General features: G+C 36.5%; 26 protein-coding genes. 12 read left to right on the top strand and 14 right to left on the bottom strand.

What is annotated here, in order from left to right; genetic code table 11:
* Positions 1–9: 9 nt before the first annotated feature.
* The 5 genes from MKY81_RS05285 to MKY81_RS05265 form a co-directional block, all read right to left on the bottom strand.
* Positions 10–843 (bottom strand): FAD binding domain-containing protein, encoded by an 834-nt coding sequence (locus MKY81_RS05285; protein WP_341117006.1) that lies wholly within the window; start codon positions 841–843, stop codon positions 10–12.
* Positions 830–3160 (bottom strand): xanthine dehydrogenase family protein molybdopterin-binding subunit, encoded by a 2331-nt coding sequence (locus MKY81_RS05280; protein WP_108072046.1) that lies wholly within the window; start codon positions 3158–3160, stop codon positions 830–832. Before MKY81_RS05280 ends, MKY81_RS05285 begins: the two co-directional genes overlap by 14 nt.
* Positions 3157–3789, bottom strand: coding sequence for a nucleotidyltransferase family protein (locus MKY81_RS05275; RefSeq protein WP_107919856.1), 633 nt, complete (start codon positions 3787–3789; stop codon positions 3157–3159). The genes MKY81_RS05280 and MKY81_RS05275 overlap by 4 nt, the downstream gene beginning before the upstream one ends.
* Positions 3786–4796: an XdhC family protein gene (locus tag MKY81_RS05270; protein WP_066230662.1), complete on the bottom strand. Its 1011-nt coding sequence runs from the start codon at positions 4794–4796 to the stop codon at positions 3786–3788. Before MKY81_RS05270 ends, MKY81_RS05275 begins: the two co-directional genes overlap by 4 nt.
* Positions 4797–4875: 79 nt before the next feature.
* A complete protein-coding gene (locus MKY81_RS05265; protein ID WP_107919858.1) occupies positions 4876–5865 on the bottom strand; it encodes an FUSC family protein in 990 nt (329 codons plus the stop codon).
* Positions 5866–6193: 328 nt separating this feature from the next.
* Here MKY81_RS05265 and MKY81_RS05260 point away from each other — a divergent pair, with 328 nt between their 5' ends.
* The 4 genes from MKY81_RS05260 to pepT all read left to right on the top strand — a co-directional run bounded on the left by MKY81_RS05260 (position 6194) and on the right by pepT (position 10529).
* Positions 6194–6592 carry a DoxX family protein gene (locus tag MKY81_RS05260; protein WP_107919859.1) on the top strand — a complete coding sequence of 133 codons (399 nt, stop codon included), beginning with the start codon at positions 6194–6196 and terminating at the stop codon, positions 6590–6592.
* Positions 6593–6757: 165 nt separating this feature from the next.
* The gene (locus MKY81_RS05255; RefSeq protein WP_066230670.1) at positions 6758–7690 is read left to right on the top strand and encodes an aldo/keto reductase; all 933 of its coding nucleotides are present in this window, start codon (positions 6758–6760) and stop codon (positions 7688–7690) included.
* Between the two features lie 134 nt (positions 7691–7824).
* Positions 7825–9198 carry an MATE family efflux transporter gene (locus MKY81_RS05250; RefSeq protein WP_108072036.1) on the top strand — a complete coding sequence of 458 codons (1374 nt, stop codon included), beginning with the start codon at positions 7825–7827 and terminating at the stop codon, positions 9196–9198.
* Between the two features lie 98 nt (positions 9199–9296).
* A complete protein-coding gene (gene pepT / locus MKY81_RS05245) occupies positions 9297–10529 on the top strand; it encodes a peptidase T (protein WP_108072034.1) in 1233 nt (410 codons plus the stop codon).
* A 72-nt stretch (positions 10530–10601) separates the two neighbouring features.
* Here the strand turns inward: pepT and MKY81_RS05240 are convergent, their stop codons facing one another.
* Both MKY81_RS05240 and MKY81_RS05235 read right to left on the bottom strand, forming a co-directional pair.
* Entirely contained in the window at positions 10602–11195 is a 594-nt protein-coding gene (locus tag MKY81_RS05240) for a hypothetical protein (protein WP_108072032.1), read from the bottom strand.
* A 9-nt stretch (positions 11196–11204) separates the two neighbouring features.
* Positions 11205–12386 carry a ParM/StbA family protein gene (locus tag MKY81_RS05235; protein WP_108072030.1) on the bottom strand — a complete coding sequence of 394 codons (1182 nt, stop codon included), beginning with the start codon at positions 12384–12386 and terminating at the stop codon, positions 11205–11207.
* A 391-nt stretch (positions 12387–12777) separates the two neighbouring features.
* Here MKY81_RS05235 and MKY81_RS05230 point away from each other — a divergent pair, with 391 nt between their 5' ends.
* The 5 genes from MKY81_RS05230 (at position 12778) to MKY81_RS05210 (ending at position 15807) form a co-directional block, all read left to right on the top strand.
* A complete protein-coding gene (locus MKY81_RS05230) occupies positions 12778–12903 on the top strand; it encodes a DUF4023 family protein (RefSeq protein ID WP_108072028.1) in 126 nt (41 codons plus the stop codon).
* 148 nt (positions 12904–13051) lie between these two features.
* Positions 13052–13438: a GntR family transcriptional regulator gene (locus MKY81_RS05225; protein ID WP_108072026.1), complete on the top strand. Its 387-nt coding sequence runs from the start codon at positions 13052–13054 to the stop codon at positions 13436–13438.
* The gene (locus MKY81_RS05220) at positions 13435–14331 is read left to right on the top strand and encodes an ABC transporter ATP-binding protein (RefSeq protein WP_341116999.1); all 897 of its coding nucleotides are present in this window, start codon (positions 13435–13437) and stop codon (positions 14329–14331) included. The genes MKY81_RS05225 and MKY81_RS05220 overlap by 4 nt, the downstream gene beginning before the upstream one ends.
* Complete coding sequence (locus tag MKY81_RS05215; RefSeq protein WP_341116996.1) at positions 14318–15061, top strand: hypothetical protein; 744 nt, start codon at positions 14318–14320, stop codon at positions 15059–15061. Before MKY81_RS05220 ends, MKY81_RS05215 begins: the two co-directional genes overlap by 14 nt.
* On the top strand, positions 15058–15807 hold the full coding sequence (locus MKY81_RS05210; protein ID WP_341116994.1) for a hypothetical protein: 750 nt from the start codon (positions 15058–15060) through the stop codon (positions 15805–15807). The genes MKY81_RS05215 and MKY81_RS05210 overlap by 4 nt, the downstream gene beginning before the upstream one ends.
* A gap of 52 nt (positions 15808–15859) precedes the next feature.
* On the opposite strand, the gene kynU is transcribed toward MKY81_RS05210, so the two are convergent.
* Together kynU and MKY81_RS05200 are read right to left on the bottom strand one after the other, a co-directional pair.
* Entirely contained in the window at positions 15860–17146 is a 1287-nt protein-coding gene (kynU, locus tag MKY81_RS05205) for a kynureninase (protein WP_108072018.1), read from the bottom strand.
* Positions 17147–17172: 26 nt separating this feature from the next.
* Positions 17173–17658 carry a PaaI family thioesterase gene (locus tag MKY81_RS05200; RefSeq protein WP_108072230.1) on the bottom strand — a complete coding sequence of 162 codons (486 nt, stop codon included), beginning with the start codon at positions 17656–17658 and terminating at the stop codon, positions 17173–17175.
* A gap of 177 nt (positions 17659–17835) precedes the next feature.
* Here MKY81_RS05200 and MKY81_RS05195 point away from each other — a divergent pair, with 177 nt between their 5' ends.
* Both MKY81_RS05195 and MKY81_RS05190 read left to right on the top strand, forming a co-directional pair.
* The gene (locus MKY81_RS05195) at positions 17836–19086 is read left to right on the top strand and encodes a GGDEF domain-containing protein (protein WP_341116991.1); all 1251 of its coding nucleotides are present in this window, start codon (positions 17836–17838) and stop codon (positions 19084–19086) included.
* A 166-nt stretch (positions 19087–19252) separates the two neighbouring features.
* A complete protein-coding gene (locus MKY81_RS05190; protein WP_108072601.1) occupies positions 19253–20746 on the top strand; it encodes a peptide MFS transporter in 1494 nt (497 codons plus the stop codon).
* A 150-nt stretch (positions 20747–20896) separates the two neighbouring features.
* Here the strand turns inward: MKY81_RS05190 and MKY81_RS05185 are convergent, their stop codons facing one another.
* The 4 genes from MKY81_RS05185 to tatC all read right to left on the bottom strand — a co-directional run bounded on the left by MKY81_RS05185 (position 20897) and on the right by tatC (position 24542).
* Positions 20897–22612 carry a GMC family oxidoreductase gene (locus tag MKY81_RS05185; RefSeq protein ID WP_108072599.1) on the bottom strand — a complete coding sequence of 572 codons (1716 nt, stop codon included), beginning with the start codon at positions 22610–22612 and terminating at the stop codon, positions 20897–20899.
* Positions 22613–22640: 28 nt separating this feature from the next.
* Positions 22641–23411 carry a gluconate 2-dehydrogenase subunit 3 family protein gene (locus MKY81_RS05180; protein WP_108072597.1) on the bottom strand — a complete coding sequence of 257 codons (771 nt, stop codon included), beginning with the start codon at positions 23409–23411 and terminating at the stop codon, positions 22641–22643.
* Positions 23412–23564: 153 nt separating this feature from the next.
* Positions 23565–23762, bottom strand: coding sequence for a twin-arginine translocase TatA/TatE family subunit (tatA, locus tag MKY81_RS05175; protein ID WP_108072596.1), 198 nt, complete (start codon positions 23760–23762; stop codon positions 23565–23567).
* 45 nt (positions 23763–23807) lie between these two features.
* On the bottom strand, positions 23808–24542 hold the full coding sequence (gene tatC / locus MKY81_RS05170) for a twin-arginine translocase subunit TatC (protein ID WP_108072594.1): 735 nt from the start codon (positions 24540–24542) through the stop codon (positions 23808–23810).
* A gap of 176 nt (positions 24543–24718) precedes the next feature.
* On the opposite strand from tatC, the gene MKY81_RS05165 reads away from it, so the two are divergent.
* Complete coding sequence (locus MKY81_RS05165) at positions 24719–24979, top strand: hypothetical protein (protein WP_108072593.1); 261 nt, start codon at positions 24719–24721, stop codon at positions 24977–24979.
* Between the two features lie 91 nt (positions 24980–25070).
* Here the strand turns inward: MKY81_RS05165 and MKY81_RS05160 are convergent, their stop codons facing one another.
* Positions 25071–25424 carry a c-type cytochrome gene (locus MKY81_RS05160; protein ID WP_108072591.1) on the bottom strand — a complete coding sequence of 118 codons (354 nt, stop codon included), beginning with the start codon at positions 25422–25424 and terminating at the stop codon, positions 25071–25073.
* Positions 25425–25512: the final 88 nt, after the last annotated feature.

The following is a 25512-nucleotide window of genomic DNA, read 5'->3' as shown; positions in this document are numbered from 1 at the left end:
AACTAAACCTCACTCCTTCTCCAATTCTACTAAAATATCAATCAATGTATTTTTTAAAACGAAGAGTCGATACTCTGAAGAACCCTCTACATCATTTAAGACCGAAGAAGGAAGCTTAACTATTGCTTGATTGACCCTTTCCTCCAAAGAAAGTTGATCGTTATTTAGATCCTCCTCCATTTCAAAAGCACGAAAAGGGAAAGAGCATAGGCCACTTATAGCTACTCTTATCTTATTTTCCACCTTTAATGCCGCAACAGTAATAAGAGGGTAACCGGTATTCCATTGTTTCCGTTTTTTCACCGTCATGTATGGTGCACTAATCAACTTTTGATCGGTACTAACTTGGAGGAGAAATGACCCTTCATTCAAACAGAGACACTCCTTAAAAACTTCATGAATCGGATAAAATTTAATGCCATTATACTCAGCAACTACTATTAGACTATCAGCTAATAAAAAGGGCAGTACCGCTTCTCGATAAAAGATTTGGGCACAAATATTTCCGCCTACTGTAATTTTCGTACGAGCCGTATGATCGGCAATTTCACTTATTGTTTTAGCTAATAGTGGAAAGGGATTCGTTTCTTCGATTTGTACAAGCGAAAGACCTCCACCAATGATTAGGCGATCTTCACTAGCATATACGACGTTATATTCGGGGATTTTTTTCAAATCAATGACGGCATCTGTATACACTTTGTTTAATCTTCCAAGAGTGATGATTTCCGTTCCGCCTGAAAAAAACTTCGGCTTTCTCCCATCGAGCCTCAGTGATTGATACAAAGATGTTGCTTGTTCAATGGTTGACGGTTGATAATAGTCAAAATCATAGGGAATCACGTATGGTGCCCTCCTTTGTCCTCCATATCAGCTCCGGAATAAGGGGGAGGTGATGCAGCGATACTCCTGCCGCCTTCGATAAACTGTTCCCTAATGCAGCAGGCATTCCTAATATTCCGTGTTCCCCAACACCTCGTAAACCGTACGGAGCATCTAACATAGGGGTTTCGATAAAATCTACTAAATACTCGGGATTCTCCCCATAATGAATTGGACGATAGGTTCGTAGTTGAGGATTTAGCATTCTCCCTAACTCGTCAAAAATAAAAGTTTCTCTCCCTCCATAAGCAAGCCCCATACTCATCGCCCCCATCACTTGCCCTCTTGCTGTCTTTTCATTTAAAACCCTTCCAATATCCACAACTGTGCTTGCCCGAATAATTTTATAAGTATAATCCCTTCGATCAAATTCTACCTCCACGACCGAAGCACATACCGTCCATTCAGGACCGGGCTTCCCGGCACCTGTCTCGCGGTCAATATTTGTTAATCTTCGCAAAATATAATTTCCCCTACCGATAATTTGCCCCCCAATTGAGTTGCCATTTGGGTACATGTAGCCATAAACGATTTCAGGAAAATCAAGTCCAACGTTCGGATCATCTCTTAAAAATACACGCGAATTTGCCACTACTAAATCCTCTTGCGATACGCGTAAAACACATGAGGCAACCTCTTTTAACTGTCGTTCCACATCATCTGCAGCTTCCAGCAGTGCTCTTCCTGCCAGAAAAGTTCCTCGGCTTGCTACCGTTTTCCAATGTTCAGGCGTTGTTTGTGTATTCACTTCCATTCGAACATGAATCTTATTCACATCCATTTGTAAACGCTCGGCAAGCATTTGTGCAAGAACGGTTTTTGTTCCTGTACCAATTTCAATGACTCCCGACATTAAATTAATGCTTCCATCAGTATTAAACGTCAATATCACACCCGAGCTTGAATTAAGGTCAATGGTTGACGTTTTCCACCCACAGCTAGCCCCTTTTACACGGACAATTCGATCATTTACTTCTGTTATTTGACCTTCATCCCAATTCGCCAATTCCTTTACTCGATCAATGCATTTTCGTAAATCACCGACCATACTTTGATTAAGTACGACTTGCGTTGGAGTTGTTTGTCCGGGGAGAATTGCATTTTGGTAACGTAGATCGAATGGATCCATTTGCAATTTTTCTGCTAAAAGATCCATCGTTCGTTCGAATGCAAATAAAAGCTCAGAGTGACTGAACCCGCGAAACGGTGCTGCATAAGGATGATTCGTATACATACAGTACGAATTACACCATATATTTTCAATGTAATAAGGCCCTGTGCAGTCAACAGCTGCTGCTCTACTAAGATCAATAGATTTATCTGAGTAGGCACCTCCATCAAATAAAAAAGTGATTTCGGCTGCCTTTAATATTCCCTCCTTTGTACATCCTAATTTAATCGTTGCATCAAGTCCGATATGACATGGTGCGGAAAGCATATCCTCTTCTCTTGAATAGGCGAGTTTAACAGGACGCCCGCCAACGGCTTTTGAGGCAAGATAAGCAAGAATCTCCGTTTGTACAGACGCCTTGCCACCATATGCCCCACCTACAAGTGGTGTGTTAACAATAATCTTCCCGACATCTTCCCCAAAATAGTGGCTAATTAGCCTCTTTACCATAAAAGGTGCTTGGGAGGTCGTTGAAATGAGGATGGTTCCATCAGGTTTTATTTCTGCAGTCGAGCATCGCGTTTCCATTGCAGCATGATCCGAAGGTTTAAAGGAAAAACTTGCCTCGACTGTTACATCGCTCTCATTCCATCCTTGTTCGATTCTGCCTTTGCGAATTTTTTGTAAACTGGCTATATTCGTTCCTGGAACCGGATAAACTGAAGGGATCTTTTCGTATTTACCTAGGTTTTCGTGTATGATTGGAGCGTTTTCACTGAATGCTTCAGATGGTGAATTGACAACTGGTAGGGGTTCATATTGAATTTTAATTAGGTTCGCGGCCTTTTTAGCGAGGAATAGAGTATCTGCGACAACTAATGCGACAACTTCTCCATGGTAGCGAACCTTATCAACTGCTATCGGTGGACGGTCGCGCATTTCCTCTCCGGTTAAAGGAAATCTTTCACCAGCAATGACGGCCCTCACACCAGTCATCTTCTGAGCTTCTTCCGTATCTATTGATTTAATGATCGCATGACCTAATGGACTAATTACAGTAGCCGCATGTAACATGCCCTGTGTTGTGAAATCATTTATATATTTTGCATTACCTGTCACTTTATCAAATGCATCCTTACGTATGATACTTTTTCCTATTATATTCAATGTCTTCCCCTCCCCGACTTGTTTTTGTTTACTAGATTTCTAATCAATAGGTACTCTTTTTCTCGATCAACATCTACAAATTGCAACCGATCGGTACATTCCAAAGTCTTCCGTTTGCCAATTTCTTTTCCTCTTACTAGTTCTCTTGCACCTTGGTCTCCTTGTAACCGCATAATTTCCGAAAAAACGTTTTTTGCAAAAAGAACGGGAGGTCTTTGGATATGATTAAAAGATGCTGAAACAATGTCTAATTCCATATTTGATTTAAATATAGAAATCAATTGATTCACTATTTTTCTAGAAATGAAAGGTTGATCAGCAAGAAAAACCATTGCCGCATCTGCCCCTAGTTCTTTTGCTTTTTTCACTCCACATTTTAAAGAATACGATTGCCCATTATTCGCCTCAAGACATGGATACGAACGCCACATAGTTGTGTTCACTAAAGTGGAGGGAATCCACGTAAGTTTGTCTGCAGGATTAGTGATAACTATTGTATAATCAAGATCTGTCTGTAAAATTGTTTTCAATGCAATTGTTCCTAGGCTTTCACCACCTAAAGGTAGCTCAAGCTTATTCCTGCCCATTCTTTTACTCTGTCCAGCTGCAAGATAAATACCAACAATCATGGCGACCCCACTGTTGTTCGTTTTCTTAATACCTTTATCATCTCGGCAACAATGCTAATAGCAATTTCTTCTGCCCCTTTCGAACCAATATCCATACCTACCGGAGAGGAAATCCACTGGGGAATATCGCCACCACCAAGTAACCGTACTGTTCTTTTCTTAGGTCCTAATATACCGAGAAATGATAGTTTGTCATTTTTAATTAAGGATAGGAACTCTTTATCTCTTTGAAAATGATGACTCATAATCACGACGAAATCATGTTGTGTTAATTTTATTTTTTCATAAATCTCCTGTGGAAATCCTTGAATAATCGTATGTGCATTAGGAAAGTTGGCTTTATTGCAATGTGAGGGACGCCAATCACAGAGTATGACATGAAACCCAATATAGTCTGCAATATGTACTAAAGGTTTTGCGTCCTCACCAGCTCCAAATAAAATTAATCGCGGCTTCGGTTTAAATAGATGTATAAATGCTGGGGATAAGTTTTCAATAGTCATTAAACCACTTTGGATAAAATCATTCACTTCTATACTGTGAGGACATTTATCACCAAAGGCTTTGCCCTTTTCTGAAAAAAAACTTGTTGATACGAGATTAAAATCATTATCAAATTGCTTTATTTGTAATACTGAATCACCCTCATCCAAGCAGGTCTTCAACATGAATAAATTCTCCATTAATAGTTGATTTATCGGTTCTAACAATATATGCAAAATGCCGTTACAGCCCGCTCCCTGACCCCAAGCAAGATCTGTTTCATCTTTCATATCATAGGTAAAAATCCTCGCTGTTCCATCAAGAAAGACTTGTTCTGCTTTCCACCTCAAATCTTCCTCTAGACATCCTGCACTTAACAAACCGATTTGACTTCCATCATCTGCTATTAGCATGCAGGACCCTTCCTTTTTGTAGGCAGATCCTTCAACATGAATAATGGTTGCCAATACACTTTTTCCTTTTATCAAAGAAAGCTTTGATAAAATTTGAAAAATATCGTCCATATCTCACACCACTTTCAGGCTTACTATGTATAAATATATTCAGTTAGTGTGAAGAAATAGAATAGTTTCTTAAAATCCCTTAGGCGTTCTCTTGATTAATAAACTGTTTGGTCACTTGAACTAATGATATATGATACTGCTGCGCAAGTTGTTCTGCCGGCAAAAGGGATGGAAAATTACTGCCTTTTGAGAAAGATTGCTCTTTTTTCAGATTACCAATATCCCGATTAAATCGTTTCATCTGATTTGACCATACCCCTTTATCAGCTTCAGTCATCGTTTCTGACGATCCCCATTCTTTAAATGTTTCTGTTACATTGAGCAAATAACTATAACCATCGCTTATTTGTTTTGTTTTTTGATAAATCTCTTTTAAAATTGTTTTTTTCTTCATACAGAATGGGAAGTATCCAAACGTTTTGGCCGTCTTTTTTACATCCTTTTTCATTTGTTGAAGTTCCTGTACAGTCTTCTTTAATTGTTCTTTATATTCGTTCCCTTTGACAGGATCACAGCCACCCAAAATCCATAATGAATATTCTGAAAACATGGTTGACAATTCGGAACTATACTCGTTAAATGCCGTAGCAGCCCTTTTTACAAAAGTTGATGGGAAGATATATACATTTACTATTATCGCTACCGCTGCACCGATTAACATATCTTTGATCCGATCAAAAGCATAGTGTTCAGACTTTTGCTCGAATACAAATACAAGCAAAATCGTTAATGCCACTTGCTCGATAGCGTTCATATCTAACTTAAACCATTTCGCAATAAAACCCCCACTTAAAATTAATATTCCTAAAGTTAATCCATTTAATTGAAGGGATTTGGCAACCATAATAACGAGGATAATTCCAAACACTGTTCCAATAAAACGATAAAAAGCAAAAAGGATCGTTTGATTAAGTAATGGTTTCATACATAAAATAACTGTCAAAGGTGCCAAATAGGGATGATGCGATCCCGTAAACTTTGCTAGTTCCCAGGATAATGCTGTGGCAATTGCCATTTTCCAAATGACAAGTGATTTATTTTCAAAAACTGGACTATTCTTCTTTTTCATTCCTTAACCATCCTTCATTAATTTCCTAAGTCCTATTTTTCATTCTTTCCAGGTTTTTATACGGCAGGTTTCCTATATGGGGAAATACTGTTCACCCAGCTATTCAAAAATAGGCACGACCGTACATACCTTTAAAGATGAATAAAAAATACTCCTCCGTTCATACTGTAATTAGAAAATATTTTGGGAATAAGCGGGGAAATAGTCCTAATTAATTCCTAGTCAAAAGGTTGCTTTTTTTAAAATAGGTTGCACTTATTTTGACTAATAACCATAAAAAACTTAGACTTATTATCGCATAAATAAGGAATATGAAAGAGGGACTTTTATGGCTGATATCGGATTACTTATTATTCGTCTTGTTATTGGATTAACTTTTGTTGGTCATGGAGCGCAAAAATTATTTGGCTGGTTCGGCGGAACAGGCATTAGTAAAACCGGTGAATGGCTTGAATCAATTGGAATCAAACCGGGAGGCACTATTTGGGCTATTTTAGCGGGGCTGTTTGAGTTAGTCGGAGGATTACTTTTTGCTGCGGGTGTATTTACACCGATCGGCGCCGGACTAATTGTTATTATTATGATCGACGCAATTCTGTCCGTTCACGGACGTAATGGGTATTGGTTAACAAATAACGGTTTTGAATATAATTTCGTATTGATTGCGGTTGTTGTTGGCGTAGCAATGATTGGACCGGGTGACTATGTACTTTTCCACAATCTATAGTTAGGAATTGCAAAGGCGTCTATCTAGACGCCTTTTCCATTGCACAATATGTTACTTTATATAAATCCCCACTACTTCAGTTGGAAATATTTGAGCAAATTAATACTTTTGAATAGGGCTGTTTTGATATGATGGCTATAAGTCAAATAAAGGAGATGAAGGGTAATGGACAAACGAGTTAGGCTTGGAAAAACAGACCTTTATGTCAATCCAATTGGTCTTGGTACAAATGCTGTAGGTGGTCATAACATTTATCCGGATTTAAAGGAGGAAACAGGTAAGGATGTTGTTCGAGAAGCACTTGAAAGTGGTATCAACTTTTTGGACACAGCCTTCATTTACGGCCCTGAACGTTCGGAAATATTAATTGGAGAAGTATTAAAGGAAAAAGGATTGCGCCAAGATACAATTATTGCTACAAAAGGGGCGCATAAATTTGTCGATGGCAAGATTGTAATGGACAATTCCCCCGCATTCTTAAAAGCAGCTGTGGACGATAGCTTAAAAAGATTACAAACCGACTATATTGATTTATTTTATATTCACTTCCCCGATACTGACACACCTAAGGATGAAGCAGTAGGTGCATTAAAGGAATTGAAAGACCAAGGTAAAATAAGAGCAATCGGTGTTTCTAATTTTTCTATTGAGCAATTAAAGGAAGCAAATAAAGATGGCTATGTAGATGTATTGCAGTCGGAATACAATTTATTTAAACGTGAGGCTGAGAAAGAGCTTCTTCCTTATACAGCAAAATCGAATATTTCTTTCGTTCCTTATTTTCCGCTCGCTTCAGGCTTATTAGGGGGTAAATATACAAAGGATACAACCTTTAATGACGGTCGCGCAAAAAGCCCTTTATTTACCGGTGAAACCTTTATTAAAAATCTCGAAAAGGTTGAACAAGTACGCGAAATTGCCCAAGCAAAAGGAGCAGAGGTCGCACATGTTGTACTTGCATGGTATTTATCACGTGAATCGATTGACGCACTCATCCCTGGTGCGAAACAGCCTGATCAAGTAAGAAGGAATTTAAAAACATTAGACATTCAATTATCGAATGAGGAAATTGATAAAATTGATCGGATTTTCCAATAAAACGTTTAGCAATTAGGATGGACGACAACACATCGTTCATCCTTTTTTATGAATTATCATATTTTTCTATTTCCGAAATATATGTATAGAGTTACAATGGATTTTGTATATTATTTTAGAGTAGGAGAATACAATTGAATACTGATACAAGTAAATTTCAAGATCAGACCCTTTTCAATATAACTTGGCCGCTTTTAATCGAATTAACATTGCACATGGGAATGGGGATTATGGCTACACTGATGCTCAGTCACTATTCCGATGACGCAGCATCCGGTGTAGGGGTAGCAAACCAATTACTAAATATATTTATTTTAGTGTTTACCGTTACCTCAATTGGGGCAACTGTTTTAATTAGCCAAAATATTGGTGCAAAGCAATATAAAAAAGCAAGACAGCTTTCACGCTCCGTTTTTGGCTTAAATTTCTGGTTCGGATTAATCATTGCTGTTATCGTATTTTTGTTTGGTGAACATTTACTTCGTTTATTTGATATTCACGGTAAAGTATTTGATTATGGATTTATTTTTGTCCGTATCGTCGGGGCATCACTTTTTCTTGAATCACTGTCACTTGCTTTAAGTGCTGTCCTTCGAAGCCATGGATATACGAAGGAATCAATGATTGTTACTGTTATTATGGATTTAATTAGTATTGGTGGGAATATCCTTGCGACTACAGGCATAATGGGCCTCCCGATTACAGGTGTAATCGGCGTTTCCTGGGCAATGTTCGCCGCACGAATTTTTGCGGTTGCAGCACTTATTTATTTTGTTTATAAAAGACTTTCTTTAAAATTAACGATTAAGGATATATTTCATGCGAAAAAAGAAGACGTTAAAAGCCTTCTTGCTATCGGGATACCATCTGCGGGTGAAAATCTGTCTTATCAATTGTCACAGTTAGTTATTACTGGGTTTGTTGTCGCTATTGGTACTTCGGCCCTAGCTTCGCGAATTTATTTATTAAATCTCTCTATGATTTGCTACTTATTTACATTAGCCATCGCACAAGGGACTCAATTATTGGTTGCCCGCTATATTGGTGGCAAGCAATATGAACGCGCACTTCGAAGGGGAATTAAGACTTTAAAAATTGCGATGTGTGCATCTTTTATTGCTTCTCTCCTGTTAGCCCTAGTTGGTTCGCCTGTATTAAAGCTTTTTACCGACAATCAAGAAATAATCGCAATCGGGCTTCCTGTATTATGGGCGATTGTCGTTGTTGAGCCGGGAAGAGCAATGAACATCGTTCTAATGAGTTCATTGAAATCTGCTGGAGATGTTCGTTTTCCTGTCATTATAGGGATCATTTCAATGTGGGGAGTGGCCGTTGTACTAAGCTACTTACTCGGAGTGCGCTTTGAACTTGGATTATTAGGCATTTGGATTGCACAAGGAGCAGACGAATGGTTTAGGGGAAGCTTCGCCTTAAGAAGATGGATGACTAAGCCTTGGGAACGGAAAACAATAAAGATTCGTACGGAAGTGGCAAAAGCTTCGTCGTAATAACGAGTTTAATACCCTATACAGAAAAACTTGAATTGTACCTTGTATTAAGGTTCATGATAAAATAAAAATATTATGATAACAGGGAGATGAATGTAATGAAAGACGAAATTATTAAAAGATTTACTTCCTATGTAAAAGTGGATACTCAATCAAACGAGGAGAGTGAAACATGTCCTTCTACACCGGGACAATGGACACTTCTTCATATGCTCGTAGAGGAATTAAAGGAAATTGGCATGGAAGAAGTCACAATTGATGAAAATGGCTATGTGATGGCCACCCTTCCTTCCAATACAGAAAAAGAGGTTCCTACAATTGGATTTTTAGCACATGTTGACACAGCGACAGACTTTACAGGAAAAAATGTAAAACCCCAATTAGTTGAAAATTATGATGGGCAAGATATTGTTTTAAACGACTCATTACATATTGTCTTATCTCCAAGTGATTTTCCTAATCTAGCCAATTACAAAGGACATACGCTAATCACAACAGACGGCACTACCCTTCTTGGTGCGGATAATAAAGCAGGAATTGCCGAAATTATGACGGCAATGGCTTATTTAATTCAGCATCCGGAAATTAAGCACGGAAAAGTGAGAGTAGCCTTTACACCTGATGAAGAGATTGGAAGAGGGCCACATAAATTTGATGTACCTGCATTCAATGCAAGTTATGCATATACAGTAGATGGTGGACCATTAGGAGAACTAGAATATGAAAGCTTTAATGCTGCTGGGGCAAAAGTTACTATAAACGGAAACAATATTCACCCTGGTTCAGCTAAAGACAAAATGGTTAACTCCCTCAAAATTGCCATGGAACTGCAAAATATGCTTCCACAAGATGAGGCGCCTGAATTTACTGAAGGCTATGATGGCTTTTACCATTTACTTTCCATGAGCGGCGATGTAGAACTAACAAAAATGAACTATATTATTAGGGATCATGATAAAGAAAAATTCAATGCGAAAAAGGCTAATTTAGAGCGGATCGTAAATGATTTGAAAGCTAAATATGGAGAAAAGAACATCACTTTAGAAATGAATGATCAATATTACAATATGAAAGACAAAATTGAACCAGTTAAACATATTGTCGATATCGCCTACGATGCAATGAAGCGTCTAGAAATCGAGCCTGTTGTTTCACCGATTCGCGGTGGTACTGATGGTTCCCAATTATCCTACATGGGACTCCCAACACCAAATATATTTACCGGCGGTGAAAACTTCCACGGCAAATTCGAATACATTTCAGTCGATAATATGATCAAAGCAACAAAAGTAATCGTTGAAATCACAAAAATGTTTGAAGAAAAAGCATAAAAGGTGTCAGGCACCGTCTGTGGACATTTGTCCACGAGAGGTGCCTGACACCTTTTTTTAAAATTGAAGTTTTTATTTATTCATTTGTGCTAGGAAGTCTCCAAGGAGGTCTTGTATGTCTTCGGATGGTTCTGGTTCTTCGTTTTCCTTTGTGTATGCCGATTCCTGTCTGGCTATTTGCCAATCAAAGTTTTCTAAATCGTCTTCTTGATTAGGCGTTTCTGGATCAGATTGCTGATTGTCATGCTTGATTTCATCGACATTAATTTCCATATCATCCGGATCTGTAGGTGATTCTTCAGTATAAAACGGGCTGTTGATTTCCTCAACGGAACCTTGGTTTATTGATGCTATAAGGGAAGCTGTCTTTACCGGATCAGTTAATAATTGATAAACGATACTTCCTAACAAGGCCTGTGACTGCTCATGCTTTAACCAGCTTCGTTGGGCTTTATTAAGCCTCTTTGGTAATGGAATCGTTAATGTCTCTCGATGTTTCGATAAAGATTGTCCTACCCCAGCCAAGACCATTTCCGCAATTTTACTTGAAAAGTTTCTTCTTTCTGTTTCTTTCATCCGTTCCAAATGTCTCAAAATGTGATCAGGGGTATCAGAGGGGAGACGGAATGTGATGGGTTGTCCCCTCTTCATCTCAATATCTTTCATCTAATCACCTTATTGGGTTTTAGCTAACTTCTTTTCTTCTTTTGGTTCAACTGGTTTATTTTTGCGAGAAAAATCCATGATTAATTTATAGTAAGCATTAGCCATCATCCAAATGCTTTCTCTTTCATCTTCAAAAAAGTCGATATTATATCCATCAAGATTGTTATTCATCGTTTTCAGATAATCTTTTAAAATAATTGAGCCTCCACCGATAAAATAGCAAATTTCAGTTTGCGAATTCTTTTGCCAAGTATTTCTTAAAATACGATATTGTTTTTTAGCTAAATCAAATAAAGTTCTATCTACAATATCATGTACGCTTGTCCGACTACCTTTAACCATAATATGGTTTCGATCGTTTTTCTTTGTAATGATTTCTACAACATCTCGTCTACTATCCAATTCAACACCATGTTTTGAGCGTATTTCTTCCCTTATGGATTCAAGAGACTCTGAAACACCTAAGTTATACCCTTGCGCCTTATCATCGTCTACTTTACGATTTTTAATTACAGCAATATCTGTAGATAGACCACCGATATCTTGAATAAGAATTCGTTTATCAATCAACTCTTTATTAATGATATTTAAATTGTTATCCATTACTAAATTAATATAAGCAGCAAAACCTTCCGGATACACTTTCACTTCATCAAATCGAATATTTACCTTCTTCCCTTGATATTTAGGAGTAACTAAAAATTCAACTTGATGCACAGATCCGAGTAGACGTGAACGAAAGCCTACATCTTTTCCTTCCTTCACTTCCCTAAGAGGTAATCCAGTACCTAGGGTATAATTTGCCTCGATAACATTATTGGATCGCTTAAACTTCTGACTATTTTCTTCACTTACAGCGTCTAGAGCTAGGCTTGCGAATAACATAACAAGTGTTTGGTCTTCTTCTGATTTACTGCTTCCAGGATCAAGCTCAGTAGAATTGTCACTTTTTGTCGCGAGGTGACCAACCCGATAAATGGCATTGTTATCTTTAAGAATGGGGGAGTGGACACGAATATGTATTCCTTCTATGGGGTTTTGTTGATCTAACTCCTCTAAACCTATGATAGGACGATCTTCTATATCTCTTGCAATGACATTTGGAATATTTATTTCGGTTTCCAGCTCTCCAAATATTCCTTTTAATGAGTCATTACCTACATCAATTGCTGCGATTCGAGAGTTTGTCAAAATCATCATCCCTTTCAATTTATATTAAGTTTAGCTATTTTTGAAAGTACTTATTTCAAAAAACAACCTAGTATAAAGGTTATAGAAACAGGTATGAACCGTCAATATGTCATAAAAAAGTAACATGAAGATTTATTAATAGAAACAATTTTGTAATCTTGTATACAGTTTCGTAAACATCACTCAAACAACAAGAATCCTTCTTATTTATGAATGTGTACACATTTGTTTACATGTACACTATAATGTATACTTCTGTACACGTTTAAGTGTACATGTTTACCTAAATGTATACATAACCTAATCACCTTCTTAACTTCTATTCCTTACGAATTGTTTATCCTCTTTAGGGTTATAGTAAAAATGACATTCTTGTTAGGAGGATTCATTTATGGATACACATGATTTTGTAAAAAAATTACATGAAGATCAGGAAAAGCAAGAAAAGAACAAAAACCGCGGACATGGCAGTCCAAATAAAGTTTTGCCTACAAAACAACATGGAACAAATAAATAACCCCTTATCACTAAAGCCATGAAAATAATCATGGCTCTTTTTCTTGCCAAAAAATTAAATTATTCAATAAGCCTATTGTATTTTTTATTAAAACCATATATACTACATTACAACACTAACGCACTAATCCTCGAGAGGAGGACATATTTTGAAATTAAACACAGATGGTTTAAAGCCTATTTATGTGCAAATTTCAGAGTGGCTGGAAAATGAAATTATTAACGGGAATTTAAGTACTGATCAAAAGGTCTATTCGCAATACCAACTTGCTGAAATGTTTACAATTAATCCAGCAACTGCCGCAAAGGGATTAAATATATTGGCTGATGAAAACATCCTTTATAAAAAGCGTGGTCTTGGCATGTTTGTCACAGACAATGCACAAGAAATCATCCTTTCCAAAAGAAAAAGCCAAACATTAAAAAGACTTGTTTTCGAGACAGTCCATGAAGCTAATACTCTAAATGTTTCGGAAGTTGAATTGGTACAAATGATTAAAAATGCAATTAAGGAAATTAAGGGGGTTGGAAAATGAATGCCGTTTATTGTAACAATTTGGCAAAATCATATACAAATGCTCAAGTATTGAAAAATATCTCTTTTACGATCGAGCCAAACACAATTACTGGGATTATTGGAAGAAATGGTGCCGGAAAAACAACGCTTTTGAAAATTATTGCAGGATTTTTCCGTGAAACCTCAGGTGAAATTAAAGTATTTTCAAAAAATCCTTTTAATAATCTTTTCGTGTCTGCAAACACCATTTATATCGATGATCAAATGAATCTACCCGCTACCTTACAGCTAATTGAAATTTTAGAAGAGGGCCGTCGCTTCTATAAAAATTGGGATCATCAACTTGCACTTCGTCTATTTGACTATTTTTCTCTTCATCCTAATCAATACTATAGCAATTTATCTAGAGGGATGAGAAATACGTTTAATATGATTATAGGATTGTCATCTCACTGTCCATTAACTATTTTTGATGAACCGACAACTGGAATGGACGCTGCAGTTCGAAAGGATTTTTACCGAGCTTTATTAAAGGATTATATTGCACACCCTAGAACAATTCTTTTGTCCAGTCATCATTTAGATGAAATTGAAGATCTATTGGAAGATGTACTACTTATTAAAGATGGAAAAGTTTTATTACATCGTCCAATATCCGAATTTAAAGAATGGGCAATCGGACTCAAAGGACCAAAATCACTTATTGAACAATGGATTGAAAATAATGATGTCCTCCATGTGCAAGAAGTCGGAAATAACTCCCTATATGCCGTCATTAAGAATGATTTTACTTCTTTTGATATAGATAATATTCGGCTGGCTGGAATAGAAATTACTCCTGTTACAGCAAGTGATGTATGTGTCTATTTAACAAGTACGTTTAAAGGAGGGATTGATGATGTCTTTAATTGAAGTGAATCTTCCTGAGATTGTAAAAAAGCAGTATTTATTTAAGCTTAAATCATATAATCGAATCTTCAGTTCAATGGTTGTCCTGCAAATTATAGGTATTCTTTTTTCGCTAGGTGGAACCGGCGGCGGTGGTGGCGGTAGCAATAATATTGAGTATAAAGTTTCATATTATTCTTCTACTACTGTAATGTTTTTTACTTTTTTGTGGGCCTTTATTTCGGCGATTTTACTGACAACAAAAGCCAATAGATTTGATGATTTTTCACTCATAACAACTAGAGTTTGCAGTCATTTATCTAATTTCTTAATTCTGTTAACGGCTAGTATTTTAGGAGGACTCTCATTCTTTTTATCAGGATTTCTATTAAAACTAATCATTTATTTCTTCGTAAATCGCCAAGTATATACCGGGGAAGGATATGTACCGTTGGACTTTTTAATTGGCATCACTTCTTCAGTCCTTTATGTATTACTATTTTGTGCGCTTGGGTATGTAACAGGAACACTCGTTCAGCTTCACAAAGGATTTATTTTATTACTGCCCGGACTTTATATCGGGTTAATTATTTGGGGAGATAATAATCGATTTGTACGTATTTTAAAGAATATTACGGAGTTTTTTACAACTGAACAATCTATTATATTATTTGGTATCAAAGTAATAATAACCGCCGGAATGCTTTTTGCCTTCGCCATCGCAATATCCAATCGAATGGAGGTTAAACAATGAATGCTGTAGGAGCCTTCATTCCCATAATATTTATTTTCTTAATTATTTGGGGAATCTTTTACATTATACAAAGTAAAAATAAAAATCAGTTGACTCAAAAGCATAAAAAACAACGCTTCTATTTATCTAACAAAAGGATTCTCTGGATGGTCAGTGGTTATATGATTATACTCATCCTTTCTGCTGGCATTTATGCTTTTATCCCTCAAAAGCATACACCTGCTAAGGTTTATATTGATGACGCGGAATACGATAAGATTAGCAACCATCTATACGATGCGATAAATACTGGTAATATTGAACAAATTGACCCCTCCTTTATTAGCAGTAAGTGGGAAAAGAAATATACGGGGAAGCAATTGAAGATTGTCGCTCCTGAACCTGACGACATAACTCCCACTATTATAGTCGAGAGAAAAACGACAGACGATAAGCTAATAGAAGGAATTTTTTATAAAACTAAATCGTATGTTGATAGCATCGATGTTACCGAAAAAGTTCCATCCGACCAATTAAAATGGTCAAACAATACACTTACCTTGATTCCGCCTAAACCAGTAAAACTTAATTTTGCATTATTTCATAAAGATATGACACTCAAACAATTTACAGAGGAACCATCCTTAAGGGATGATGATTTCAACAGTAGCTTCGGTTTCCAAATTCTCTATTTACGCATCCCGAAAGACCTAAAAATAATCGAAAGTGAAGAAATAGGAATTCAATATGTTGGAGATTCAAACTAAAGATTTAGTGGGGATGAAGTATCTATTCATCCCCACTAAATTTGTTCAAAACCTACGCCACTACGCCACGCTTATTTTCAAATTGCTTATACTGTTCATCCTCCATAATCTTTTTCAATAGCTGAACAGAATTCCAAACCTCTTCATACGTAGTATAAAGTGCAACTGGTGCAAGCCTTATCCCATTTGGTGCGCGGAAATCAGGGATAACACCGTTCGCTTTCAATGCCCTACAAATTCTTGCTGCTTCTTTATGCTCCAAATAAATATGTCCACCACGGCGATGATCATCCAACGGATTCCCTATAGTAAACCCCATATCATTTAACTCATATGTGATAAGATTCATCATATATCGAGTGATTTGCAAAGATTTATTGCGCAGATGATCCATCCCCGCTTCTTCAAACATTTCAAGGGAACCGATTAACGGTGCCATACTCAATATATGTGGAGTCCCAATTTGATAAGCTCCGGCATGTTCCGCGGCGGATAAGATATGCTCCATATCGAATTGTTTATCCTTTTGTGAACTAAACCACCCTGCAAGACCGGGTAAACGTCCGAAGTGTCGCTTATTAACATACAATCCACCCACCGCACCAGGTCCACTATTTAAATATTTGTAATTACACCAAACAGCAAAGTCCACATCCCATTCATCGAGCCAATGCTTTATTGCACCGATGGAATGGCATAGATCAAAGCCGATGATAATTCCACGTTTGTGTGCTTCATTTGTCAATCGTTTCATATCTAAAATTTGCCCGCTCCGATATAACACGCTTGGCAAAAGTATTATGGCCACTTCCTCTGTCATTGCAGCAATAATATCATCTTCCTCTATCACTCGGCCATCTCGACTTTTCACTCGTAATAAATGTGTCCCAGGATCAAAACCTCTAAGCTTAAGCTGGCTTTGAAGGGTATAAATATCCGAAGGGAAATTTAATTCATCTGCAAGAATTTTGTTTCTTCTCCCATTTGGTTCAAAAAAGGTCGCAACTAATTGGTGAAGATTAGTCGTTGTGGAACCGCTTACGATTACCTCATCGTCCAAAGCACCAATTAGTGGAGCAATCATTTTTCCAAGTCGTTCAGATAGGTCAAACCACGGATAATCTCCTTCTGTCCATCCATCAATCCCAAAGTTTCTCCATGAATCTAGCAATTCCAATAATGACTTCTCCGCTCGTTTAGATAATAACCCTAGCGAATTCCCATCAAGATAGATGATCCCCTTTTTTTTATAAAATTCGGCCTGATATTTAGCTAACGAATCTTCGGCATCCAATTGGAGAGCATAATCCAGTGAATACTCAAATGTTTGTTCGTCCATTATGTTACCCTCCTAGACTCCCATCATCATTCCTTTTTCAAAAACGTACTTGGCATTACGACAGCTACTACTTCACCGCGAACACAAAGCTCATCATTTGCAAATACTTCCGTAGCAACTTTCCACTTTTTAGGGTGAATTTCCTCTACTGTCCCAATCGCTTTTAACGGAACACCATGTGGTGTGGGTTTAAGAAAGTCGACCTTTAGAGATGCTGTAACAAAACGAGGTGGTTCCGAACCATCTCCCGGTTCGTGACCGTTTTTTCTATGTAATGCTAATGCGGCTGAACCTGTACCATGACAATCAATTAATGATGCGATTACTCCACCATAAACAAAACCTGGAAGTGCCAAATGATCCTTTGACGGTGTATAAACAGTTACTGTATTTTCCCCTTGCCAGACTGTTCGAAAGTGGTGCCCCTCCTCATTTAATCGTCCACAGCCGTAACACCAAGCAAAACTATCTGGATAATCATCTTGAATCGCCTTTACACTTTGTTCTTCCATTACTACCCCTCCTTTTCAGAATAGTATAACATATTTTGCTAAAACTTTTTAAAGCGCTTTACTAATCTTTAGTCCCTATTTGCTAGCTGTTATGTCTAATAAGTCAGAAAATAGTAATGCATTCTGGGAACTTTTTAGGTAAAATGAATTATAAAGTATTTAGAGGAGAATTCTTCAGTGACGCTAAAAGCACGGTTATTCGATTTTTTACTATTTTTCACTTCATTAGCAGTAGCATTTAGTTTAGGTCATTTTACAATTGACCCCACTACATTTGTAATCGCATTACTTTTGTATTGGGTATTTTCTAGTCTTTATTACCAATTACGAATAATCAGCAAAAAAAACAATACTAGTTTTGATTATGGAATTAGCTATAGCCTTTCATTTGCTATTTTCACCGGAACATTAGGCTTATTGCTTTTTGAAACAATCTATCGTTTTACGGTCTATCTAACGAAAAGGTGGAAAAATACAGCGGATCCCGGTGAACTTTTAGATGTATTTTATAATATCGGTTCATTTGTCCTAAGTAACTCTATTTCCTATTATTTATTCACGCTTTTGCATCCCGGCTTTCAACATATTCCTTTTGGATTTTGGATATTAATGATTTTCCTAGTATGTGTAAGCTCCTTTCTTACAGGAACTTTTTTAGCTATTGTCCTTTATATTTCGGGGGATATAAAATCAAGGTCAGAAACCATCGAATTTATTTTTAAAACAAGAAGCTTTATGGATATTGGGAAAGTCGCCTTTACGAACGGACTATTACTCCTTCTTTTAGAAGAGGGAAAATGGGAGATGATTATCAGCCTGTTTATTCTTAACTATCTTGTTAACCGATCCTTTGTTTTCAAATCCCATAGCATACAAAACAAAATCGAAAGAGATAAATTTGAACAAATGGCATACACGGACTTTCTTACCGGGATTGCAAACAGAGCATACATGGATAAAAAAATGGCTGAACTTAATCAATCAAATGAAACAATTGCCATCGTTGTTGCAGATATCGATAAATTTAAAAGAATTAATGATAACTACAATCATGCCGTCGGAGACCGCGTCATCCAGCATTTTTCAACTATATTAAAAAGCCGCTTAAACTATGATGATTATTTATTTAGAAGTGGCGGCGAGGAATTCACACTGTTTCTAAGAAATCGATCGTTTGAAACGAGTGTCGCCTTAATCGAAACAATTTCACAGGATGTTATGAGTAATATGGTAACAGTTGAATATCATTCAGAGTCCATTCCTATCTCTTACACCGCCTCGTTTGGGCTTTATTTCCTCAAGTTAAATGATGATGTATCAATTGGTAAAGGATATGTATACGCAGACCAACTTCTTCTTCAGTCAAAAGAATTGGGTAGGAATAAAATAACGGTAAAGAACGCCATACTAAAGACAGATAATCAATGAGCATTGTTCATGATTCTCTGTCTTTTTTTTGGAATAAAGTTATTTCCAGAAAATTTATTATTAATAATAACGGAGAATATAAAAACGCAAATACTAATATAACAATTATTCTGACAATAACTAAAATTACAAGTATTATATTATAATAACAAGGGAGGTAAATTTAATGTCAGAAATCAATAGACAGAAAATTGTGTCTAGTGTTCCTCAAAAGGGCTTTTTCGGACACCCGAAAGGATTATTCACCCTGTTCTTTACGGAATTCTGGGAACGTTTCTCATACTATGGAATGAAAGCAATTTTAGTTTACTATATGTATTATGAGGTCTCAAAGGGCGGTTTAGGACTTGATCAATCAACTGCCCTTGCTATTGTATCTATTTATGGATCATTAGTTTATATGTCGGGAATTATCGGTGGTTGGCTAGCTGACCGTATTTTTGGTACATCCAGGGCGGTATTTTTCGGTGGGATACTTATCATGCTCGGGCATATCGCCTTAGCCATACCGGGGAATATTTCATTTTTCTTCGTGTCAATGGTATTAATCGTCCTCGGTACGGGGTTATTAAAGCCAAACGTTTCTAGTGTGGTCGGTGAAATTTATAGCGAAGAGGATAGTCGTCGTGATTCCGGTTTTAGTATCTTTTATATGGGAATCAATCTTGGTGGATTTGTATCTCCTCTAGTTGTTGGGGCTGTACAATCAAATTATGGGTTCCACCTAGGCTTTGCCTGCGCAGCGGTTGGTATGTTTATCGGACTAGTTGTCTTTCTTGCAACGAAGAAGAAAAATCTTGGTCTTGCTGGAACCTTTGTTGCCAATCCATTATCTCCAACTGAAAAGAAAAAGGTATTCACTATAATTGGGTTAGCTATTGTTATTATTGCGATTTTATGTGCGATTGCTATTCCGATGGGAATCCTTAATTTTAAAACTTTTATCGGCTTAATCGGTATATTAGGAATTTTGATTCCGACTATGTACTTTATTGTAATGTATCGCAGCCCTAAAACAACAAAGGTAGAACGGTCACGCATAATTGCCTATATTCCATTGTTTATTGCTTCGGTTATGTTCTGGGCAATACAGGAGCAAGGATCAACCATCCTAGCAACTTACGCCGACAAACGGACACAATTAGATTTTGCTGGAATTCATATTTCACCTGCTTGGTTCCAGTCATTAAACCCATTATTTATTATTGTGTTTGCACCAGTGTTTGCATGGCTTTGGATGAAGTTAGGAAAACGCCAGCCATCTATTCCTAAGAAGTTTTCATTTGGATTATTATTTGCCGGTATTTCATTTTTAGTTATTCTTTTACCAGCATACTTCGGCGGCTCTAATTCATTGGTTAACCCGCTATGGCTTGTTCTTAGTTACTTTATAGTCGTAATTGGCGAATTATGTTTGTCCCCTGTTGGACTATCAGCAACTACAAAACTAGCACCTGCTGCATTCTCAGCACAAACAATGAGCTTATGGTTCTTATCTAATGCAGCTGCACAAGCAATTAACGCACAAATAGTAAAATTCTATACACCTGCAACCGAAATGGTCTACTTTGGAATCATAGGAGGGGCATCAATTGTTCTAAGTATTATTTTATTTATTCTCTCTCCAAAGATTCAAAGCTTTATGAAAGGTGTTCATTAAGAAAAGCGCGGGGCACCTAAACAAATAGTAAATTACATTTTCAAAAGCCTATGAAAACGAAAAGGGCTGCCTGATATTTTTCTGATCAGGCAGCCTTTTCTATTTATATTATCATATTTGGTTTAACCTAATTTTATAGGAAACTAGTGGTTAAGCGAGTGAACCGCCTTTTTTAAGATACTTTTCAATACCTTCTGCAGCGCGATATGCTAATGCTCCTACTGTTCCTGTTGGATTGTAGCCGGAATTATGACCAAAAGCATTTGCACCGGCGGAGAATACATTTTCACAATCCCACATTTGTAAATAATTATTTAGAGCGCTTGTCTCAGGATCTGCTCCCATAATTGAACCACCAGTATTATGTGTAGATTGATAGTTTCGAATATCATAGTCGCCTACTTTTTGGCCACCTTGATTGACTTTTGATGCGCCCATTTCTTTTAAAATTCCCGCAGTTTTTTCACCGAGATATTTACCTAATTGCTTATCTTGGTCTTTCCAGTTAAACGTCATACGAACAAGAGGATCACCAAAGGCATCTTTATAAGTTGGATCTAAATCTAAGTAATTATCTGCCCATGGCATGGATGCCCCTTGTGCACCAACTGAAATTGTGCGATTTGCGTATTTTATTGATGCATCTTTAAATTCTTTACCCCAAGAGGGTGTTCCCGCAGGTACCGCATTGTTTTGAATTGGACGATTTCCTGATTTACCAATTCGAACATTTGCACCGTGGATAAAGTTTAAATCAGAGTGATCAAAGAAGTCTCCGTTAAAATCATCAAGATTAGATCCTAATGCTCCAGCTCCGGCAAATACATTGTATTCTTTATCGAAGAATCCAGTAGATCCACCAAAGTTAACTTGATATGCATAGTTTTTACCAATTACACCTTGTCCTGTTTTTGGATCATATGGCTTACCTAATTTTGAATTTAACATGATCTTTACATTATTCATTTGATAAGCAGAAAGAACAACTACTTCAGCTTCTTGAATATATTCTTCACCCGTACGTGTATCAACATAAAGCACACCTGTTGCTTTTCCACCACTATGTAACACTTTACGAACTACAGAATGTGTACGCAGTTCATATTTACCAGTCTTCTCAGCGACTGGAAGAACAGTCACCACAGGGTCTGCCTTAGCTCCATACTCACAACCGAATCTTTCACAGAAACCACAATATTGACAAGCTCCACGACTAATATTGTCTGGATTTGTGTAGTTCTCTGATAGATTGGCTGATGGCATACTATATGGATGATATCCAAGTTTACTAGCTGCATCTTTGAATAATTTCATTTCTGAGCTTTCAAGCATTGGCTTTGTCGGATATTTGTATTGTGGTGAACCTTTTAATGGGTTCGGCTCTCCGGAAATACCCGACATTTTTAAGAATTTATTGTAGTAAGGTAATAATTCATCATGAGTGATTCCCCAATCTTGAATCGTCATACCTTTAGGAATTTTGTTTTTGCCGTAATGCTCAACGGTTTTAGAATAAATTTCAAAATCGTATGGTAAAAACAAATAAGTTTGTCCGTTCCAATGAACCCCAGAACCACCTAATCCATCACCAAACAGGAATGAACCCCATTCGCGATATGGTAATGCTTTTTGCTTTAGATTATGACGAATTGTTACCGTTTCTCTCGATAAATCTTGCATTAATTCATATCGTTGTGCATAGCGCAATTCATCATGTACTTTTAGATAATCTTGTGTAGAACGGCTTTTTCCTCGTTCTAGACCTACTACTTTATATCCTTTTTTAGTAAGCTCAGAAGCAATAATACCACCAACCCAGCCTACACCAACTGTTACTATATCAGTCTTTGGTAATTTCTTTGCCATAACTAGTCACCTTCTATTAGAGAATTTATCACATTGAACTTAAGCTTTTCGGATCCATTTTCACAAACGAATCTTTTTCGATAATATCTTTATAAGACATTTGATGTCCTGGGAAGTTTTTCATTTTCCATCCAGCCATATCTTTATTTCCACCGTACATTGGATCAGCATAAACTCCCTCAATCGTTGCCTTTCTTAATAATCCAAAAAAGTTACTCGCTGAAGTTGCACCATTTAGTTTTACTTTATCTGCCTCAAAATCTTTTAAAATAGCAACTTGTTGATCGCCTTCAAGCTCATGGAATTTCTTCTTATGTTTCTTTTGTGCAGTACTATTTAAAGCTTGAATTCCCAAATCAAATATTTCATGTCTTTTTAGATGGGTTTGATATCCTAGCTCTGGAACAGAATCAGCAAGAGAAAAAGGACCGGACATGTATTCCTTTGTATTTAATCCCCAATTCCCAGCTAATTGGTGGTCAATATAATACGCTACATCTAAGTCTTTTGCTCCAGGACCTACATCTGTTTTAGGAAAAATTTGTTCTGCCGCAGCTTCAATTGTTGAAAAATCCTCTTGATTCGTGAAATACATCAACGCTCTTGACGGATTGGATGAGTTAGACATTTGATGACCACCGGGTTCCGTTGATGCTGGTTTCGAAGAACCAGGTTTTTTTCCAATCAAACCACCTAATGCACCACCGACAATAAGTCCACCGACAGTCAATCCGGAATTTTTCAAGAAAACACGTCTTGAATTATCTTGTACACCATTTTGATTTTTTTTATCTGACACACAAAAAACCCCCAATTATCATTACTAAATAATGTGATTTAACAAAAGAATAATCTTAACCCTGTTCAATACTAGGTTAAGATATTATTTGTTGGGACTATGAAGTTAGCAATTCATCATCATACAAACGAAATACTAAATACCTGCATAAAATTAATTTTTAGTATCCTTTTTTTCTTCTGACTCAAAAGGTTCTGTTACATCATCAACAACCTCTTTTGTTGATTTTTTGAATTCTCGAAGTGTATCACCAACCGCTTTACCTAGTTGTGGCAATTTAGCGGGCCCGAATAAAATTAAAGCGAGAACTAGAATAATAATTAGACCTGGAATTCCGATTGAACTAAACATAAATATTCACTCCTAAAAAATAATTTTGATGAAACTATGAATCTCTTACCCTTTTTTCTTATAAATAGAACTTGAGCAAATAATACTAATCTCAAACAAAAGAAGTAGAGGTATGCTGACTAATATTTCAGATACAAAATCCGGCGGAGTAATAGCTGCAGCTATAACGACTAATACCATATACGCCACTTTTCTAATTTTTCGTAATAACTGCGGATTTACAATACCAACCTTCGTAAGGAATATGACGATTACAGGCAACTCGAACATAATACTAATTGGAAATATGATTCCAAACATCAGTTTAAAATACTGATTAATTCCGTATGTTTCCGTTGCTCCGATTGTTTGATTGATTTTAGTTAAAAATTGAAGCATCATCGGGAACAAAACAAAATAACTAAAGAATACGCCTAAAATGAATAAGAAAAATGAAATAGGAATAAAAATAAATGTACCTTTTTTCTCCTGTTCAGTTAATCCTGGCTTCACAAACTTCCACGTTTGATATAAAGCAACAGGTAAGGTGATTAATACCGAAACAATAAGGGCACATTTTAAATAGATGGTTATTCCATCTCCGAATCCAAAAACATTCCACTCTATATCCACAGCTGAAGGTTGATTTTTAATAAAGTTTAAAATCGTAGAAGATACGAAAAATCCTAAAATTAAAGAAAGTATAAAAAATACAATAACGATAATCATCCGTTTTCTTAATTCGGTTAGATGCGAAACAAGTACATGTTCTTGATCGTTTTGATGATTTGCCTGTTCCATATTAAATTAGAGCTCACCCCTTTTTAAACGGATAAAATAATAGTATACTTATATTTAGGAAAACGAAATAACAAAAACCATTATACGCCCAAAAAATTGAAAAATCACTAAAACTTTAAAAATTTTTTTGAAAAATGATTAGGAATTAAAAAAATTTTTTCATAAGGAGAAAAACAATGACTACTCACAATAAAGCGGAACTATCTCTTTTCAGTGAGGTTCTTTTATCAGTACTATTAACCGCGTGCCTAGCAATCTTTCTTTTTAAATTCAATGACACTTTTCCTTGGTTATCCTTTATTGGTATTCCAATTGGACTTGCAGTGATCATTGCATGTTGGGAGCAGAAAAAGAATAGTTGGTCTCTTTTAATTACCGGATTGGTACTAAATACGATTGTATGGTCAGTTGTATTTAATTGGACATCCTTTTTCTAAGTTTGTAAGAAAAGTGAAAGCGCCTTGCTCAGTTTTTCAAAAAGAGAACCTGAACCCCATTTTTTTGGGTCAGGTTCTCTTTTTATTACCCTTATTTTTTCTTTGATAACCATTCAGCGACACTTTTCGCCTCGTCTTTTGAGATAAGACCGGCAGGCATTTTTCCGTTTTTTCCGTTATTAATAATATTTTCTATCTTACCTTGATCATATTTGGAACCAATTTTATTCAAGGCCGGACCCGCACCACCTTGTAATGTATCTCCATGGCAAGTAATACAATTTTTCTTCACTATTGCCTCTGCATTAGCAGTCGTATTAGCTGATGCATGTTCACTAGTACTTGCTGTTTGCGAAGATTGAGGTCCCTTGTATATAAACAATACAAATACTAAACACACCAAAAGAACAATATTGATTCCAAAGGAAACCCATGTCTTTTTCATATAAAAAACCTCCTAGAATAAAGTATTTAGTAATACGAACTTTCTTATTATAACTCAATAAAAGATGGTGAAAAGTAAAAAACACTTT

It is taken from the genome of Heyndrickxia sp. FSL W8-0423 (genome assembly GCF_038009395.1).
GTDB lineage: Bacteria > Bacillota > Bacilli > Bacillales > Bacillaceae_C > Heyndrickxia > Heyndrickxia sporothermodurans.
Note: the sequence above shows the minus strand (reverse complement) of the source record. Positions and strands in the feature narration are given on the sequence as shown.